This window comes from Streptomyces sp. AV19, assembly GCF_015999245.1.
GTDB lineage: Bacteria > Actinomycetota > Actinomycetes > Streptomycetales > Streptomycetaceae > Streptomyces.
Window position 1 is genome coordinate 424,139 of the sequence record NZ_JAEAMR010000010.1, and the last position, 14,548, is coordinate 438,686.

The window sequence follows — 14,548 nt, forward strand, 5'->3', positions numbered from 1 at the left end:
CCGTGTGTGGCTGCCGTTGCGTCGAGGCCATACGTTCATCGTGTCCCGAGCACGCTACGAACGCGGGGTCACGATGGCCGACAAACGCAGCGAGGTCGAGCGGCAACGCCGCCGGGAACTGTTCGACACCATGGCCGGCGTCATAACGCCGTTCGACGATCTCGCACTCACCGTCACCCTGATCGACTTCGGTATGTCCGTTGTGCGGGACGAACTGCTGGAGCAGTCGACCGACGGTGATGCGGTGTGAACACGGTGGCGCACAAGAACTTGCTCGAGATCGGTGAACTCCTCCACGACACCGCCACGGACCGCGTAGGAGAGTTCCACGGAGCCATGCCCGGCTGGTGGACGCTTCGCACGCCTGGAGCCGGACGCGAGTGGGCTGTCGAGTCCGGTGCGGTCGAACCCGCAGGCGCCTACGAGTACATGCGGGCGGAGACGGCGAGGCTGAACGCGCGACGCAGGAGGATGCCGTGACGGCATCCCGGAGGGCGTGGCAATCGCTCGTGCGGCTGATGAGCCCAAGGCTCCGCCGTGCGGCGGCCGATACGGACCGAGCGGCTACGTCATCATCGCCGGAACCCATCCCCCCTGACACCGTGGCCAGGCTCACCGCCGAGCTTGCCGCGTACTTCGCAGAGCATGGGAGCGACGAAGTGACCCGCGCGCGCTTTGCTTACCGCAACTGGTCGATCACCCCGGACCTCGAGCCCGACGCACCGTCCACAAGACATAAATTCCGCTGCCTGGGCGAGGACGGCGACGGCACTTCGTGCGGTGCCGAGTCCCATGACCACGCAGCGTTCGAGGATGCGCGCAGCTGGACGTTCCAACACGTGCGGGAGTACCCCGAGCACACCATCTACGAACAGGTCCTGTGCCGACCGTGGTTGATGCGACCCGGGAAGTTTCTGTGACCTCTTCAACGGTGCGGACACCGCCACCGATGCCGCTGGAGATCGGGGGCTACTGCGGGACGTGCATCGGGCGTGGCCGGGTGTTCTGCCCCGACTGCGCCGGCCTGGCGGTGACAGATGGCCGTACGTGCACGACGTGCCGCGAAGGCCGTGTGCGCTGCCCGCAGTGCGCCGGTGGACGAGTGGAGGCGCACTCGTGGTGGTAGAAGCCTCCGCCCCGTATACGGCTGCCACACCCCTGCTCACCCACCGACAAGGACGACCCATCCATGAAGACGGGCCCCAGGTGAACACGGACCCCAGACACCTCAGCCATCAGCGTCCGGATCTGCAGATCCTGTGGCGCTTCGTCGTCACCACTCCCCATGCGTCCGGGCCCGGTCGTGGCCGGCCCGGTGCCGGTACCGCCACTTCCCTGGATGCCTGCCGCGTCTGCCGGATCATCGATCAGCGGATGGTGCGCGCCACCCGGCAGGGCGATGCCCAAGCCGAGCGCAGGCACGCCACCGACAAGGTGAACCACCTCAAGAACAGCCACATTCCGGTGCATGGACCTGTCGGCCCGGATCAGTGGTGACCAACACCTGCCGAGAACCACGATGAAGGCCCAGCCTCGAGGAGGAAACCCCATGGACATCCGATCGGCGACACAGTTCGCACAAGGCGGCGGGCACCGCAAGGACGAGGACGCCGACGACGGCCACCCCGGGCAGCCCTGGACGCCGACCGACGAGCCCCACCCGGACGGATCCACGCCCCCCGGCGACGGGACGCACAAGAAGTGACAAGCTCTCCTGAGCAGGCGGGACGGCCCACTCGTGAAGAATTGGGCCGTCTCCTCCTGGAAACCGGAACCATGACGCCCGACTGGGCACCGGCCTTCGAGGCCGTACCCCGATCCCGCTTCCTGCCCGACCTCATGTGGCCGCACGACATGGCCACCGGCCGGAATGCGGCGGTCGACAGAGACCACGACCCCGAGGCGTGGCAGAGGTACGCCGATTCCGACGACCCGATCGTCACGCAGTGGGACGACGGCGAGCATATCGGCCCCGAACCGGGAAGGTCGTTCAGTTCGTCCTCGTCCATGCCGAGCCTGGTGTTCTCCATGCTCGCCGACCTCGAAGTGCGGCCGGGGCAGCGCGCTTTGGAGATCGGCACGGGCACCGGATGGAACGCCGCGCTGCTCGCCCACCGCCTCGGGGCCGCCAACGTGGTCAGCGTGGAGGTGGACGCCACCGTCGCCGCGCAGGCCCGGGAATCCCTGGGCCGCTTCGGGCTCCCGGTCGAGGTGGTGCGCGGGGACGGCTTCCTCGGGTACGCGCAACAGGCGCCCTACGACCGGATCATCGCCACGTGCGGGCTGCGGAAGATCCCGTTCGCGTGGGTGGAACAGTCCACCCCAGGAGCCGTGATCCTCGTGCCGTGGGGGACGTACTACGGGCCGGGCGAAGCGACCGCCCGTCTCGTGGTGGCCGACGACCGTCGCAGCGCGTCCGGGCCGTTCACGCGCCCGGTGGCATTCATGCGCATGCGTTCCCAGCGGTTCGTGCGGCCCCGGCACGATGAGTACGTGCCGACAGGGGCCATGGACGCCGCCGACATCTCGTTCACGTCGATCACCGAGGAAGACCTGTGCGGTACGGGCGACTTTGACCCGGTGGGGTTCGTTCTGGGCTTGTGCGTGCCCGACGTGGCTCACACCGCCGACCTCAAGCGCGACGGAAAGCGCGCTGTTTGGTTCTATGGGCTCTCGGACAGGTCATGGGCGGTGGCCGTGTTCCGGGACGACCGCACGAAAGCCAAGGTGTACCAGTCCGGCTCACGGCGACTGTGGGACGAGGTCGAGGCGGCGCATCGGTGGTGGACGGAACAGGGGCGCCCTGACTTCAGCCGCTTCGGGCTGACCGTGGACGAGCGTGGCGAACGGCCCTGGCTGGGTTCGCCGGATAACCCCGTGCGGACTGCCGGCCTCCGTCGCTGACCTCGTCACCTATGAACCTGCGGAACCGGAGTTCTGCTCGTCCCGCGTCGACTCCACAAGCCACCAGGTGGACCAGGCCCTCGAGATCGCCGACCGGCACCAGGACCGGCCGCTGTTCCTGTTCCTCAACGTCTCCGCCACCCACGTCCCCCACGGCCACTACCTCGGCGAGAGCACCGACACCGCCATGTCGCAGCAGGCTGCCCTCGCCTATGCCGACGAACACCTCAGCCGCCTGATCACCAGCCTGACCGCGAACCGCAGATGGCTGATCATCATGTGCGCCGATCACGGCGATGCCTACGGGGACGACGGATTCCACGGTCGGGGCATCGCCCACCCCATGGTGATGAATGTTCCGTATGCGGCCATGGTGCGCTAAGCCCCGCCACTAAGGGTTGTCCCGTAACTGCTGGTCACGGGTGAGATGATCTTGGTGTGGCTGGGCTCAACGAGCCGACCAGCCTCAAGTGACACCACATGGATCACGCGACACTAGGCTCGCGCGGCATGAGCGATGACGTTCACGCACGCGGTCCGGTCCGCGACGCGGCCGTAGTGGTGGCCCGCGACGACAAGGGCCTCGTGGCCGTCCTCAGCGCGGAATTCCCCCGGCACGGTGGCGAGTACCTGTTCCTGCCGGGCGGACGGCGTGAGGACGGCGAGACGCCGGAAGGGTGCGCGCGCCGTGAACTGGAGGAGGAGGCCGGGATCACCGCCGCCCAGTGGCGGCCCCTGGGCGCCTATGCCGTCACCTTGGAGTCCACGGCCCGCGTGCACCTCTACGAAGCCCGGGACTTGGCCTTGGGCCCGCAGCAGCTCACGCCCACCGAGCGGGACTTCAAGCTGTCCTGGTGGCCCATGGCCGACGTCATCGCAGCCGCCGTCCAGGGCCGGTTCCTCCTCCCCGCGGGCCCCCTCGCCCTACTGCTGTCCGACCGGTCATGACCGGTCGGAGACGGGTTTGAATCGGTTCATCGGACAGCCTTGTCGTTAACCTCGGTACCCATGAACTTGCGTAAACGGAAGAAGTTCTCCCGCCGTCTCTTCGAGGCAATACTGTCGGGTGACACCGTCGGCGTGAAAACGGCTCTGCGGGCCGGAGCCGACCCGGAGCGGGGGAATGACTACGGCACCACCCCGCTCTACCTGGCCTCCGTGAACGGGCAAGCGGCAACCGCCCGGCTGCTCCTGGCGGCCGGGGCCCGTCCCGACACCGAGAGCAGCGGAATCGGTTCGGAGGGCACGCCGTTGTGCGCGGCCGCGTGCTGGGGGCACACCGAGGCGGTGCGCGTGCTCTTGGCGCACGGTGCCGATCCGGACCTCCGGGAAGATCACGGCACCGGCCGCTCACCCCTGGACTGGGCGAACGACGGCCCCCACCCCGAAACCGCCGCCCTCCTCGTCGCGGCGAGGGCTCACGACATCGTCGCCAACCGCCACACCAGCACCGCCCCCACCACCAACAGCAACGGCATCGCGAACCAGAACGACCCCTGCATCCACTGAAGTTGCCGCACTCCCACCCGCATCCCCACCCTCGTCAGCTCCCGCACCGTCAGCAACGCCAGCAGCAGCACCGCCGCCAGGCCGCCGACCACGGAGACCGGGTTCCAGGTCACCCGGGGGCCGGCGGGGCCGGGGCGTGGGGCGGGGGGCGAGCCGGAGGGCTTGGAGGTCAGTTCGTAGAGGACCGCGTCGTCGTTGGAGAGGACCGGGCGGAGGTCCGGGTTGGCGGAGAGGGAGCGGCGGATGTTCGCGTTCCAGCCCGTCGGGTAGCCCGCGGACAGCTCCAGGTACGTGGACTGGCCCTCGTTCACGAGGAGGTACGCGTTCGGGCCTGCCGCTCGTAGCGCGGTGACCAGATCCGCTACGTCGGCGGCATTGCGGGGAGCGAGCGTCGGCTCGTAGAGGACGCGCTCCATGTCCCGCGCGCCCCACGGAAGCGCGGGCGTCACGTTGTTCACCGTGTCACTGCTCATCCACAGCAGCTTCACCGTCGGGCGGTCGTGCGCGTAGACGTACTCCATCGCCGCCACCTCCCCGCCCCGCACCCGCTCGAAGTCCTCGTTGCCCCAGCGGGCCACCAGGAAGCCGAAGACCAGGACGAGGCCGGCGGCCAGCGCTGTCAGAGGGCCGACCCACGTACGGCGGCGGCGCGCCGCGCCCGGGAAGAGGGCCAGGGCGGCGAGCACGCACGCGCCGGGGACCGCGAACAGGAAGACGCGCAGGGCCACTTCGCCGCCGTACGACTGCATGCCGAAGGCGAGGAACGGGACGCAGGTCAGCACCGTCAGCGACACGTCCGTGACGCCGGCGCGGCGGCGGCGCCACCAGCCCAGGGCGGCGAAGAGCAGAACCCCGCCCGCCAGCGCGACCCGGACGTACAGGACGAACTTGTGGACCGGGTTGCCGCCCTCGATGCGGCCGGAGACCGACGACGAGACGTTGCCGCCCAACGAGCCCAGGCCGCCGAAGAGTTCGTGGAAATGGCCCGACCAGTACGGTTCGGCCAGGAAGCCGATCCATACCGCCAGCATCACCGCGCACAGGAGCGGCAGGCCACGGAGTACCGAGCGGCGCGCCAGGACCAGCACGGTCAGCACGCCCAGCATGACGAACGGGGTCAGCTGGTGGGACGCGACCGAGGCCGCGAACAGGGCGATCAGCAGGGCCAGGAGCACGGTCAGCTGACCGCGGCCCACGGGCTCGACCCGCCGCTCGCCGGGGATCCGCCGCCCCGGCAGCTGGCCCGGCCAGCGGAACCAGACCAGCAGCACGGCCACGAAGAGCAGGTAGACGAGGTAGTTGAGGGCCTGGGGGGAGAAGTAGTCCTGCCCCACCCAGCCGCAGAGCGCGAACAGCCACAGCGCCGTCCACTTCGCCCGCCACCCCGCCCGGACCGCGCGCAGCAGCAGGGCCAGCGGGGCCAGGCACGCCAGCTGGACGGCCAGCGGCCACCAGCGCAGCAGTTCGGTCAGGTCGTGCGCCCCGCACGCCCGGGCCGCGAACGCGGCGAGCGCGAAGAAGCCCGGCCAGCTCCAGCGCGCGTCCAGGTCGGGCGCCGCGGTGCCGGTCCGGTCGATGTAGTCCAGGAAGCCCAGGTGCTGCCAGGCCGTGGCGAAGCGCGGACGGTCCTCCAGCACGGCGGGCAGCGCGTGCAGGGAGACCACCGTCGCCAGCAGCACGGCGGCCGGCAGCCAGGTGCGCGGCCGGGCGGGAACCAGCGCGGCGGCGAAGGCCGCGACCAGCACGGCGGTGCCCACCAGCGTCGCGGCGGGCAGGACGGAGACCAGGCCGAGCCCGCCCATCCCGTCCAGGTTGACCTCGCCGACTGCCTTCAACGGCAGCCAGTAGAGGGCGAGTCCGGCGAGCAGGAGCAGCGCGATCGCGGTCTCGGGGCGCCACCACGCGGGGCGCCGGGACGGCGCGTTCTCCACGGGGGGAGCGGGCGCCTTCGCCTTCGCCCGGAGCACGAGCGTGTCCGGCGAAGGCGACGGACGGACGTCCGGCCGCCGTTCCAGGTGATCGAAGTCCAGCCGCACGCCCAGCGGCAGCGTGTCCGCGTCGAGCGCCGCGCGCAGCGCCCAGCGCGTGCCGTAGCCCGGCCCGGCCGACGAGACCGGCACCGCCTCCGGCTCCTCGCGCCGTTCGCCGTGGGACGGCAGGTCCGCCAGGTCGCCGTCGGGCGCCGTGGCGTCGGACGCCCCCACGGGGGCGGGGGACGCCGCCTTGAGGACGCCCCGGAGCTTCACCGCGGCGATCGAGACGATCACCGTGAGGCTGCAGATCTCCGCCACCCCCGCGCCCGTCAGCCCCATGCGCGGCATGAGCAACAGCGTCAGCACCAGCACCAGCAGGCACAACAGCCCCTGGAGATAGGCGAGTCCGGCCGTACGGCTCTGCGCCCGCAGCACCGCGAAGTACGTCTCCATCACCACGCGCAGCGCGGCCCCGACCGCGAACCACCGCAGCAGCGGCGTCGCCTGGGTGTAGCCGGGGCCGAAGACCGCGAGGATGTACGGCGCCAGGAGGAACAGCCCCCCGCACACCGGAACCATGATCTTGGCCATCCGGCGCAGCGCGGCCCGGCAGTTCTCCGCCAGCCGCTCCGGGTCGTGCGACCCCTCGACGGTCAGCGAGGCGCCCATGTTGATCGCGAGCAGGTTGACCGTGCCCCCGATGGTGGACGCGATGTAGAAGTACGCGTTCTCGCTGGAGCTGATCTGCGCGGCCACGAGCACCGGCACCAGGTAGACCACGGCCAGCGAGAACAGCGAACCGGTGTAGTCCCCGGCCAGGAACCGGCCGATCTCCCGGACGCCGGCCGGACGCGCGCTCCGCTCGGTGGCCCGGACGTGCGCGGGCACCAGCCGCCGGAACACCAGCCAGCCCAGCGGCAGGACGGACGCGCCGATCGACACCACCCACGAGACGAACACCCCGGACGCCGGCAGCATCGCCGCAAGGGCGATCAGCAGTGCCAGCTTCACGGCCGAGAAGACCGTGTTGCCCACCGGCACCCACACCGCGCTGCGCAGCCCGGTCAGCACCCCGTCCTGGAGGGTGAGCACCGACCAGGCGATCACCGCGACGGTGAAGCCGAGCCCGTGCGAGAGCCCGCCCAGCGCCCGGTAGGACGGCCCCCACCAGTCCAGGGTGAGCAGGAAGACGCCCGCCGCGCCGGCGACGATCACCGAACTGCCCGCGTAGGTGCGCAGCACCAGCCGGCCGGTGGTCCGGCCGGCGACCGGGATGAAACGGGCCAGCGCCCCGGTCAGGGTGACCGCGGTGAGCCCGGCGAGGAACTTCATGGCGGCGATGGCCGCCGAGCCCCGGCCGACCGAGTCGTCGCTGTAGTAGCGGGCGGCGACGAGCCAGAAGCCCACCCCGAGGACCGCGCTGATGCCGGTGTTGACCATCAGCGCGAAGGCGTTGCGGAACAGCGGGCTGCCCCCGCCGCCCCCGCCGCGCCCCGGCAGCCGAAGCCTGCGGCCCGCCGGTTCCACCGCCCGCTCCTCGGTCCGTGCGGACAGCCCCGGTTCGGAGGTGTCCTGTGTGGACGTGTCAGCCACGCGCCTCTCTAGCCTTTCTGACGCTCGCCCCTCTGGCCAGTTGCCTGCCCCGGCGGACGACCGCGTACCCCTTGGTCAGGGCCCGGTCGGCGGCGAACAGCCGGCCGACCGCCCGGCCGTGCACCATCCGTTCGAAGTCGGCGGCCGACGTGGTGCGGCGCACGGTCACCCGTCGCAGGGCGTACGGGCCCTGTGCGCGCGTCGCCAGGTCGTTGCCCACCGCGAGCGAGATCGTGAAGCCGGCCGCCCGCACCGCGTGCCGCACCCGGCGGCTGGAGTAGCCGTAGGGATAGGCGAAGGAGACCGGCGGCCGGCCGAGTTCCCCGGTGAGTATGTCCCGGCACCGCTCGATCTCCAACATCAGCCTGTCGTCGGCGAGTTGATCGAGCTGCGGATGTGTGTGGCTGTGCCCGCCGGCCTCGGCGCCGGCCTTGGTGAGCTCGCGTAACTGGTTCCAGGTGAGCATGAGATCCAGGGCGCCGCCGGTCTCGTGCTCCCCGCGCAGCCAGCCGGTGGAGACGAAGACGGTCGACCGGAAGCCCCGGGCCGCCAGCACGGGAAGGGCGTGCCGGTGCACGCCCTCGTAGCCGTCGTCGAAGGTGATCAGGACCGGCCTCGGCGGCAGCGGACGCCCGTCGCGCCAGGCGGCGGCGAGTTCCCGGGCGGTCAGCGGGACGAAACCGGCCGCGTCCAGCACGGCCATCTGCTCGGCGAACGCCTCCGGCCGGACCGAGAGCCCGTGGGCGGCGCGGGACGGCGAGTGGGCCACCGAGTGGTACATCAGGATCGGCACCGATCCGGTCGCGTCCGTCATGCGGCCGCCTCCCCGGCCGCGTTCGCCGCGGCCCCCTCCACCGACGCCACCGCGTACCGCCCGGCGCCGCGCCGCGCCCGTACCAGGCCGACCGCGTAGCCGCCGGCCGTCACGGCCAGGCCCGCCACGATCGCCCCGGCCCGCCCGGCGCCGCCGGGGCGGCGGAGCAGCGCGTCGCGCAGCCCGCGCGCCACTCCGGCCGGCAGCACGCGGGTGGTGTAACGGCGCTCGCTGGCCAGCCCGTCGCGCGCGCCCACGCTGTGCGCCACCAGGGCCTTCGACAGGCCCTCGGCGTACGCCCGGGTGCGGAAGTAGCCGAAGCGCTCCCGCTCGGCCGGCACCCGGTGGTGGATCACCGCGCGGTCGTCGATGAGCAGCACCGCGCCGGGCACGGCCCGGCGCAGCCGGATGCACAGCTCGGTCTCCTCGCAGCCCAGCGGCAGCCGCTGCCCGTCGCGCCCGATGCCGCTGGCGAACCCGCCGACGGCGAGCAGGCCCGACCTGCGGAACGAGGCGTTCCCGCCGAGGACGTTGCGCACCTGCACCCGGCCGGGCGGCAGGCCGCGGTAGGTGCAGCCCACCACCCAGTCGAACTCCTCGGGGAACCAGGCCGGCCGGCCCCGCGAGGCCCACACCGGCTGGGTCCGGCCGCCCACCGCCATCACCCGGGGATCCGCGTAGCCCGCCGCGAAGTGCCGCAGCCAGTCGCGTTCGGCCACCGCGTCGTCGTCGAGGAAGGCGATCACCTCCCCGGAGGAGGCGGCCACGCCGGTGTTGCGCCCGGCGGACAGGCCGCGCGGCCCGGCGTTGGCCAGCACCCGGACGGGACCGGAACCGGTCCCGTCGGCTGCGTCTTTCCCGTAGCGCTCGGCGAGCCGGCGCAGCAGCGCCGGGTTGTGGTCCACCACGACCAGGGTCTCCAGCGCGGGGTGGGACTGCGCGGCCACCGAGGCCACCGCGGCGAGGATGTCGCCCCAGCGGTCCTCGGTGTAGACGCAGATGACCACCGAGACGTCCGGCGCGGCGGTCCGCCCTGCTCCTGCTGCGCTCAAGAGACTTCCCCGCGGCTCGCGGCCGGTGCGATCGCCAGGGCCGGGCGCCCCGGCCGCTTGCGCCGCCGGGAGCCGCGCTCGTGCAGGATCACCCGCAGGACCCGCAGCCCGTCGCGCACCGCGCGCAGGTTGCTGGCACCGTGGATGCGCACGAACTCGTGGCTGGGGATCTCCTGCACCTTCAGGCCGGCCTTGACGACTCTGATGTTCATCAGGGTCTCCACCTCGAAGCCGGCGCAGTCCAGGGCGATGTCGTCCAGGACGCGCTTCCAGAAGGCGTTGTAGCCGTAGCACAGATCCGTGTAGCGGGCCCCGAACTTTTGGTTGACGATCGAGCACAGGACGCGGTTGCCCAGCTTGCGGACGGGCGTCATGTCGTCCGTGCCACCGCCGTTGGCGAAGCGGGAGCCCTTGGCGAAGTCCGCCCCGCCCACCAGGGCGGAGACGTAGCTGACGATCTCGTTGCCGTCGGCGGAGCCGTCGGCGTCCACCATGACGATGATCTCGCCCGAGCAGGCGGCGAACCCGGTGATCAGGGCGTCGCCCTTGCCCTTGCCCCGCTGCTCGACGACCTTGACCGAGGGCCACAGCTCCCGGGCCACCTTGACCGTGTCGTCGGTGGAGTTGCCGTCCACCAGGACCACCTCGTGGATCCAGGAGGGCAGGGTCTTGAAGACGTACGGCAGGTTCTCCGCTTCGTTCATCGCCGGGATCACCACGCTGACCGGTGGCGCTATCGCGAACTGCGAGGTCACCGGCCGGTATTGGGCGGGTGGTTCGAGCGGCTGGCCGGAATCGCTCCGGCCTTCGGATCCCAGGGCCTGGTCAGGAGACTGACCGGCCGCCGGGCGCAGGAACGAGCTCATGAGTCTCTGTTTCCCTCTCGTCCGGTGGACCGCCCGCCCCCGAGCGGTCCATTGGTGTGTCCGGTTCGAAAAGGGGGTCTCGCCCTGTCTCGTACGGCGGCTGAACCGCCGTGCCCACAGGGCGAGTTGGCAAGTAGCACAGGCCGCGCGGCACGCGACCCGGACCGGCTGGGCCGGCCGGGCGCGGCACCCCCTGCCGCGCCCCGCCCCGGATCCATCGCGCGGCGACTGGAGCCCCTCCCCGGAGCCGCATGAACTGATGGACCGATGCGGGTAGATGTACGACGGTATTGAAGCTTGAGACTGTATGGCAAGAGCTGAGGCGGACTCTCCTCCTTTGGTGTCCTTTGTTCCTGACGCGCTGTCCGCTGTGCGAACGCACACGCCGGAGCGGGCCGTTGCGCCGCGCTCCGGCAGCCTGCGCACCGCGCCGTCTCACGCTCCCCGCCGGAGCCGGCCCACCTGCTTGAGGAGCCGGTCGGCGGGCTCGAAGAGCCGGGGGCGCGCGAGGACGGCGTTGCGCAGCGCGCGCACCGGCGCGCGCCGCGCCAGATGCCCCAGCGCGACGGGGTGACGTCTCGTCACCCACCCTTCTGAGACGCTGAGTTCACGTGTCTTCAGGGAATCCTTGTACGCCTTGCCGCCCCGCCCGAGATCCAGATACGCCAGCCCCGCCGCGGCCGCCCCCTCCGCCATCCGCACGTGCAGCACCAGGCCGGGGGAGTACTTCGCGAACTCCGGGTCGTACGCCGGGAACCAGCACGCCAGCATCGTCGGCGAGCACAGCCCGAAGTGCGCCGCCACCGGCCGGCCGCCCGCGTAGAGCACGGACAGCAGGCCGCCGAACGCCGCGGCCCGGGTGTGGAACAGCTGCTCGACGAGGTGGGTGATCCAGGGGCGGGCGAAGCGGTCGCTGCGCCCTGTTCTTCGGTACTGCGCCGACTTCCAGGCGATCAGCCGGTCCAGCACCGCCGGATCGCGCTCGTCGTGCACATACCGCACCTCGCCGTGGTCGCGGCCGAGCCGGCGTTCCTTGGCGAGCGTGGTGCGGGTGAACTTGGGCGACTGCTTGCGCAGCGCCGCCAGATAGGACTCGAAGCCCTGCTCCACGTCGATCACGGGCGAGGCGAACGAACCGGAGGCGCCCACCTCGAAGGGCTTCTGTCCCTCCACGAGGTGGTCGAACTCCCACAGCGACAGCCCGCAGGCGTACAGCAGGTCCCTGGCGTCCCACTGGAATCCGGGCCGGTGCACCAGACCTTGGGCGTCCGAGACGCCCAGCCCGATCGCCCGGCCCACGCCCAGCGGGGTGCGCTCGTAGGGGAAGAAGGCCGCGGGCGCGCCCTCCTCCCGCACGACCGCTATCCGGGTCCCGCGGCGGCAGCGTCCCACCGCGAGGGTGAACTCCGGCGCGAGGAAAGGATTCGCGAGCTGTGGTGAGCCGTCCTCCACCGCCCGGGCCTGCATGGCCGACCACGCCGCCCGGTCCGCGGCGGTCAGCTCTCCGGGGCGGCGTACGCTGATGTCCACGTCAGGACGTCCGGCTTTTCGCGGAGCGGCTCCGGTGGTGCCACCCGTGGGCCAGCAGGAAGAGCAGCAGGCTGACGGCCCCGACGGCGGCGACGCCGCCGCGCACCGACCAGCTGTGCAGCGCGAGCATGGTCTGGGCGACCAGCAGGTCGACGGCCACCGCCCCGCCGCCCGCGACCACGGCCCGGCTCAGCGGGTCGAGCCCGCGCAGCGCGGCCGCCACCCCGCAGGCGGGCGCGACGAGCAGGAAGAAGAGGGTGAACGGGGCCCGCAGCGGCGAGCCGATGTCCGCGAGCGCCAGCGCCGCGCCCACCCCCGCCATCGCGACGGCGGCTCCCGCGACCACCGGGAGCGAGTCCGCGGCCGGCGGCCTTCTCCCCGTGCGGCCGGGCGGGCCGGTGGTGCCGGACGGATCGCCGGCCGGCGCGTGCTCATCGATGGTGTCGATTCCGAGGTCGGTGGGATTGCTGCCACCGGGATTGCCGCCGTCGAGTCCGACGGGATCGCTGAAGCTCTGCATTGGCGACTTAGCCCCCCGAAGCGCCGGATGCCGGGCTTCAATGTCGCGCAATGGGCGAAGGCCGTCAAGATGTGAAGGGCGTGCGAACGGCCTTTGGCCGATGCCTTCGGGCACAACCGGAGGCTTTCCGTCGGATGAACATCAAGCGAACCTGTCATACCGTCAGTTCACCGTCGTACACAGGGTTCCGGCCGCCGCACGGGCCTCCGTACGGAGGAGCGCGACACCCCCGTTCGAGTGCCGGAGTTGACGCGGCCGTGAAGGCGGCGCGGGGACGGACTTCACCAAATGGCCATACGGGCAAGGGGTCGTCGTGAATTTTGACATGGACACTTCCAACAACTCCGGGTCGCTGCTACCACAGGGGTGGCAGAGAACCCTGCTAGGGAGGCTCCATGAACTCGCACCGCATCACAGGTGCCGCATCGGCCGTGGCCCTCACCCTCCTGATCGCCCTCACCGGAACCGGTACGGCGCACCCCGCGCCGAGACCGGCCGGGCCGGCCTACGTGGCGCTGGGCGACTCCTACTCCTCGGGCGTGGGCGCCGGTTCGTACCAGGACGGCGACTGCAAACGCAGCTCCAAGGCGTACCCGGCCCTGTGGGCCGCCGCGCACGCTCCCGCGTCGTTCGCCTTCACGGCGTGCTCGGGCGCGCGCACCGGTGACGTCCTCGGCAAGCAGCTCGCCCCGCTCACCGCGTCGACGGGCCTCGTCAGCGTCAGCGTCGGCGGCAACGACGCCGGCTTCTCCGACACGATGAGCTCGTGCGTCCTCGGCGACGACCGCAGCTGTCTCGACAAAATCGCCACCGCGAGCGCCTTCATCCGCGGCCAACTGCCCGCCAAACTGGACGCGGTCTACGACGCCATCGACTCCAAGGCCCCCCACGCGCACGTCGTGGTCCTCGGCTACCCCCGCTTCTACAAGCCGGACGCCACCACCTGCGCCGGCCTGAGCGAGACCAAGCGGACGGCCATCAACAAGGCCGCGGACCTGCTCGACTCCGTCATCGCCGACCGCGCCGCCGCCCACGGCTTCGCCTACGGAGACGTCAACACCACCTTTAAGGGGCACGAACTGTGCTCCGGCAGCCCCTGGCTGCACAGCGTGGCGTTCCCGATCGACGAGTCGTACCACCCCACCGCCGGCGGCCAGTCCGGCGGCTACCTGCCGGTACTCACCTCAGCGGCCCGCGTCGCGGCTCGCGCCGCCACTCGGTGACGCGGACGACGGCTCCGGCCGGCAGACGACCGTGAACGGCACGCGCGCCGACGTTACTTCGCGCGGCGAGGCGACCTCCACGGCGATCCAGTCCCGCTCCGGGTCTCCGGCCCGGTGGGCGGTCTCCGTGTGCGGCACGCTCACGGTCGGCGACCCGCCGAGCACGGCCGTCCGCCAGCCGCCGTCCGTCACCCGCCCGCTGCCGGTGATCCACCGGTAGACCACCCGCGCCGGGACGCGGTCCACGGTGAGCAGCGCGTGGAAGGCGGGCGCGCGGTGCGCCGGGGCGGGGCAGGGGCCCGAGTAGCGGTCGCGGTCGGCGGTGACGGCGACCCCGACCGCGGACCCCGGCGCGCCGGCCGAGGAAGAAGAGGAAGAAGAGGAAGGAGAAGAAGGAGAAGAGGAGGAGGAAGGGGAGGGCGAGGAGGCGGGGGAGCGGGAGGGGGACGCGGCGGGGGTCGGCGGGGGCGGCGCGCCCGGGGCCGCCCCGGTGGTGCCGCCGCCCCGGGCGGGCTCCTCGCCCCCGCCGTCCCCCCCCCCCCGGGCCCCCACCACCCCCGCCCC

16 protein-coding genes and 1 pseudogene are annotated in these 14,548 nt (G+C 71.8%); 10 read left to right on the forward strand and 7 right to left on the reverse strand.

The genetic code is table 11. The annotated features are described in order from the left end of the window. Positions 1–73: 73 nt before the first annotated feature. The 9 genes from I5Q34_RS20345 to I5Q34_RS20385 all read left to right on the forward strand — a co-directional run bounded on the left by I5Q34_RS20345 (position 74) and on the right by I5Q34_RS20385 (position 4,413). A complete protein-coding gene (locus I5Q34_RS20345) occupies positions 74–250 on the forward strand; it encodes a hypothetical protein (RefSeq protein ID WP_199893744.1) in 177 nt (58 codons plus the stop codon). Further along, positions 247–480, forward strand: a complete 234-nt coding sequence (locus I5Q34_RS20350) for a hypothetical protein (protein ID WP_199893745.1) — start codon at positions 247–249, stop codon at positions 478–480. Before I5Q34_RS20345 ends, I5Q34_RS20350 begins: the two co-directional genes overlap by 4 nt. A gap of 122 nt (positions 481–602) precedes the next feature. Then, positions 603–920: a hypothetical protein gene (locus tag I5Q34_RS20355; RefSeq protein ID WP_199893746.1), complete on the forward strand. Its 318-nt coding sequence runs from the start codon at positions 603–605 to the stop codon at positions 918–920. A 286-nt stretch (positions 921–1,206) separates the two neighbouring features. Then, on the forward strand, positions 1,207–1,497 hold the full coding sequence (locus I5Q34_RS20360) for a hypothetical protein (protein WP_199893747.1): 291 nt from the start codon (positions 1,207–1,209) through the stop codon (positions 1,495–1,497). A 52-nt stretch (positions 1,498–1,549) separates the two neighbouring features. Then, positions 1,550–1,705, forward strand: coding sequence for a hypothetical protein (locus I5Q34_RS20365; protein ID WP_199893748.1), 156 nt, complete (start codon positions 1,550–1,552; stop codon positions 1,703–1,705). 71 nt (positions 1,706–1,776) lie between these two features. Then, positions 1,777–2,904 carry a methyltransferase domain-containing protein gene (locus tag I5Q34_RS20370; RefSeq protein WP_199893749.1) on the forward strand — a complete coding sequence of 376 codons (1,128 nt, stop codon included), beginning with the start codon at positions 1,777–1,779 and terminating at the stop codon, positions 2,902–2,904. Continuing rightward, positions 2,840–3,286, forward strand: a complete 447-nt coding sequence (locus I5Q34_RS20375) for a sulfatase-like hydrolase/transferase (protein WP_199893750.1) — start codon at positions 2,840–2,842, stop codon at positions 3,284–3,286. Before I5Q34_RS20370 ends, I5Q34_RS20375 begins: the two co-directional genes overlap by 65 nt. Before the next feature lie 128 nt (positions 3,287–3,414). Beyond that, positions 3,415–3,852, forward strand: coding sequence for an NUDIX hydrolase (locus I5Q34_RS20380; protein ID WP_199893751.1), 438 nt, complete (start codon positions 3,415–3,417; stop codon positions 3,850–3,852). 60 nt (positions 3,853–3,912) lie between these two features. Then, positions 3,913–4,413, forward strand: coding sequence for an ankyrin repeat domain-containing protein (locus I5Q34_RS20385; protein ID WP_199893752.1), 501 nt, complete (start codon positions 3,913–3,915; stop codon positions 4,411–4,413). On the opposite strand, the gene I5Q34_RS20390 is transcribed toward I5Q34_RS20385, so the two are convergent. The 6 genes from I5Q34_RS20390 to I5Q34_RS20415 form a co-directional block, all read right to left on the reverse strand. Continuing rightward, positions 4,323–7,979, reverse strand: coding sequence for a lipopolysaccharide biosynthesis protein (locus tag I5Q34_RS20390; protein WP_277965372.1), 3,657 nt, complete (start codon positions 7,977–7,979; stop codon positions 4,323–4,325). The two genes, I5Q34_RS20385 and I5Q34_RS20390, sit on opposite strands and share 91 nt — an antisense overlap. Further along, the gene (locus I5Q34_RS20395) at positions 7,972–8,793 is read right to left on the reverse strand and encodes a polysaccharide deacetylase family protein (protein WP_199893753.1); all 822 of its coding nucleotides are present in this window, start codon (positions 8,791–8,793) and stop codon (positions 7,972–7,974) included. Before I5Q34_RS20395 ends, I5Q34_RS20390 begins: the two co-directional genes overlap by 8 nt. Next, positions 8,790–9,845 (reverse strand): glycosyltransferase family 2 protein, encoded by a 1,056-nt coding sequence (locus tag I5Q34_RS20400; RefSeq protein WP_199893754.1) that lies wholly within the window; start codon positions 9,843–9,845, stop codon positions 8,790–8,792. The genes I5Q34_RS20395 and I5Q34_RS20400 overlap by 4 nt, the downstream gene beginning before the upstream one ends. Further along, on the reverse strand, positions 9,842–10,711 hold the full coding sequence (locus I5Q34_RS20405; protein ID WP_199893755.1) for a glycosyltransferase family 2 protein: 870 nt from the start codon (positions 10,709–10,711) through the stop codon (positions 9,842–9,844). Before I5Q34_RS20405 ends, I5Q34_RS20400 begins: the two co-directional genes overlap by 4 nt. A gap of 435 nt (positions 10,712–11,146) precedes the next feature. Next, positions 11,147–12,241 carry a GNAT family N-acetyltransferase gene (locus tag I5Q34_RS20410; RefSeq protein ID WP_199893756.1) on the reverse strand — a complete coding sequence of 365 codons (1,095 nt, stop codon included), beginning with the start codon at positions 12,239–12,241 and terminating at the stop codon, positions 11,147–11,149. Position 12,242: 1 nt separating this feature from the next. Further along, complete coding sequence (locus tag I5Q34_RS20415) at positions 12,243–12,761, reverse strand: hypothetical protein (protein WP_199893757.1); 519 nt, start codon at positions 12,759–12,761, stop codon at positions 12,243–12,245. Positions 12,762–13,156: 395 nt separating this feature from the next. Here I5Q34_RS20415 and I5Q34_RS20420 point away from each other — a divergent pair, with 395 nt between their 5' ends. Next, positions 13,157–13,984 carry an SGNH/GDSL hydrolase family protein gene (locus tag I5Q34_RS20420; protein WP_199893758.1) on the forward strand — a complete coding sequence of 276 codons (828 nt, stop codon included), beginning with the start codon at positions 13,157–13,159 and terminating at the stop codon, positions 13,982–13,984. Here I5Q34_RS20420 and I5Q34_RS20425 read toward each other — a convergent pair. Next, a pseudogene (locus I5Q34_RS20425) lies at positions 13,946–14,548 on the reverse strand (hypothetical protein); the annotation flags it as partial. The gene I5Q34_RS20420 and the pseudogene I5Q34_RS20425 overlap by 39 nt on opposite strands.

What these genes read in the sequence shown, in the direction of transcription:
- I5Q34_RS20345 (WP_199893744.1), top strand. Translation starts at nt 74, where the DNA reads ATGGCCGACAAACGCAGCGAGGTCGAGCGGCAACGCCGCCGGGAACTG.
- I5Q34_RS20395 (WP_199893753.1), bottom strand. Translation starts at nt 8,793, where the DNA reads ATGACGGACGCGACCGGATCGGTGCCGATCCTGATGTACCACTCGGTG.
- I5Q34_RS20385 (WP_199893752.1), top strand. Translation starts at nt 3,913, where the DNA reads ATGAACTTGCGTAAACGGAAGAAGTTCTCCCGCCGTCTCTTCGAGGCA.
- I5Q34_RS20420 (WP_199893758.1), top strand. Translation starts at nt 13,157, where the DNA reads ATGAACTCGCACCGCATCACAGGTGCCGCATCGGCCGTGGCCCTCACC.
- I5Q34_RS20415 (WP_199893757.1), bottom strand. Translation starts at nt 12,761, where the DNA reads ATGCAGAGCTTCAGCGATCCCGTCGGACTCGACGGCGGCAATCCCGGT.
- I5Q34_RS20370 (WP_199893749.1), top strand. Translation starts at nt 1,777, where the DNA reads ATGACGCCCGACTGGGCACCGGCCTTCGAGGCCGTACCCCGATCCCGC.
- I5Q34_RS20365 (WP_199893748.1), top strand. Translation starts at nt 1,550, where the DNA reads ATGGACATCCGATCGGCGACACAGTTCGCACAAGGCGGCGGGCACCGC.
- I5Q34_RS20380 (WP_199893751.1), top strand. Translation starts at nt 3,415, where the DNA reads ATGAGCGATGACGTTCACGCACGCGGTCCGGTCCGCGACGCGGCCGTA.
- I5Q34_RS20405 (WP_199893755.1), bottom strand. Translation starts at nt 10,711, where the DNA reads ATGAGCTCGTTCCTGCGCCCGGCGGCCGGTCAGTCTCCTGACCAGGCC.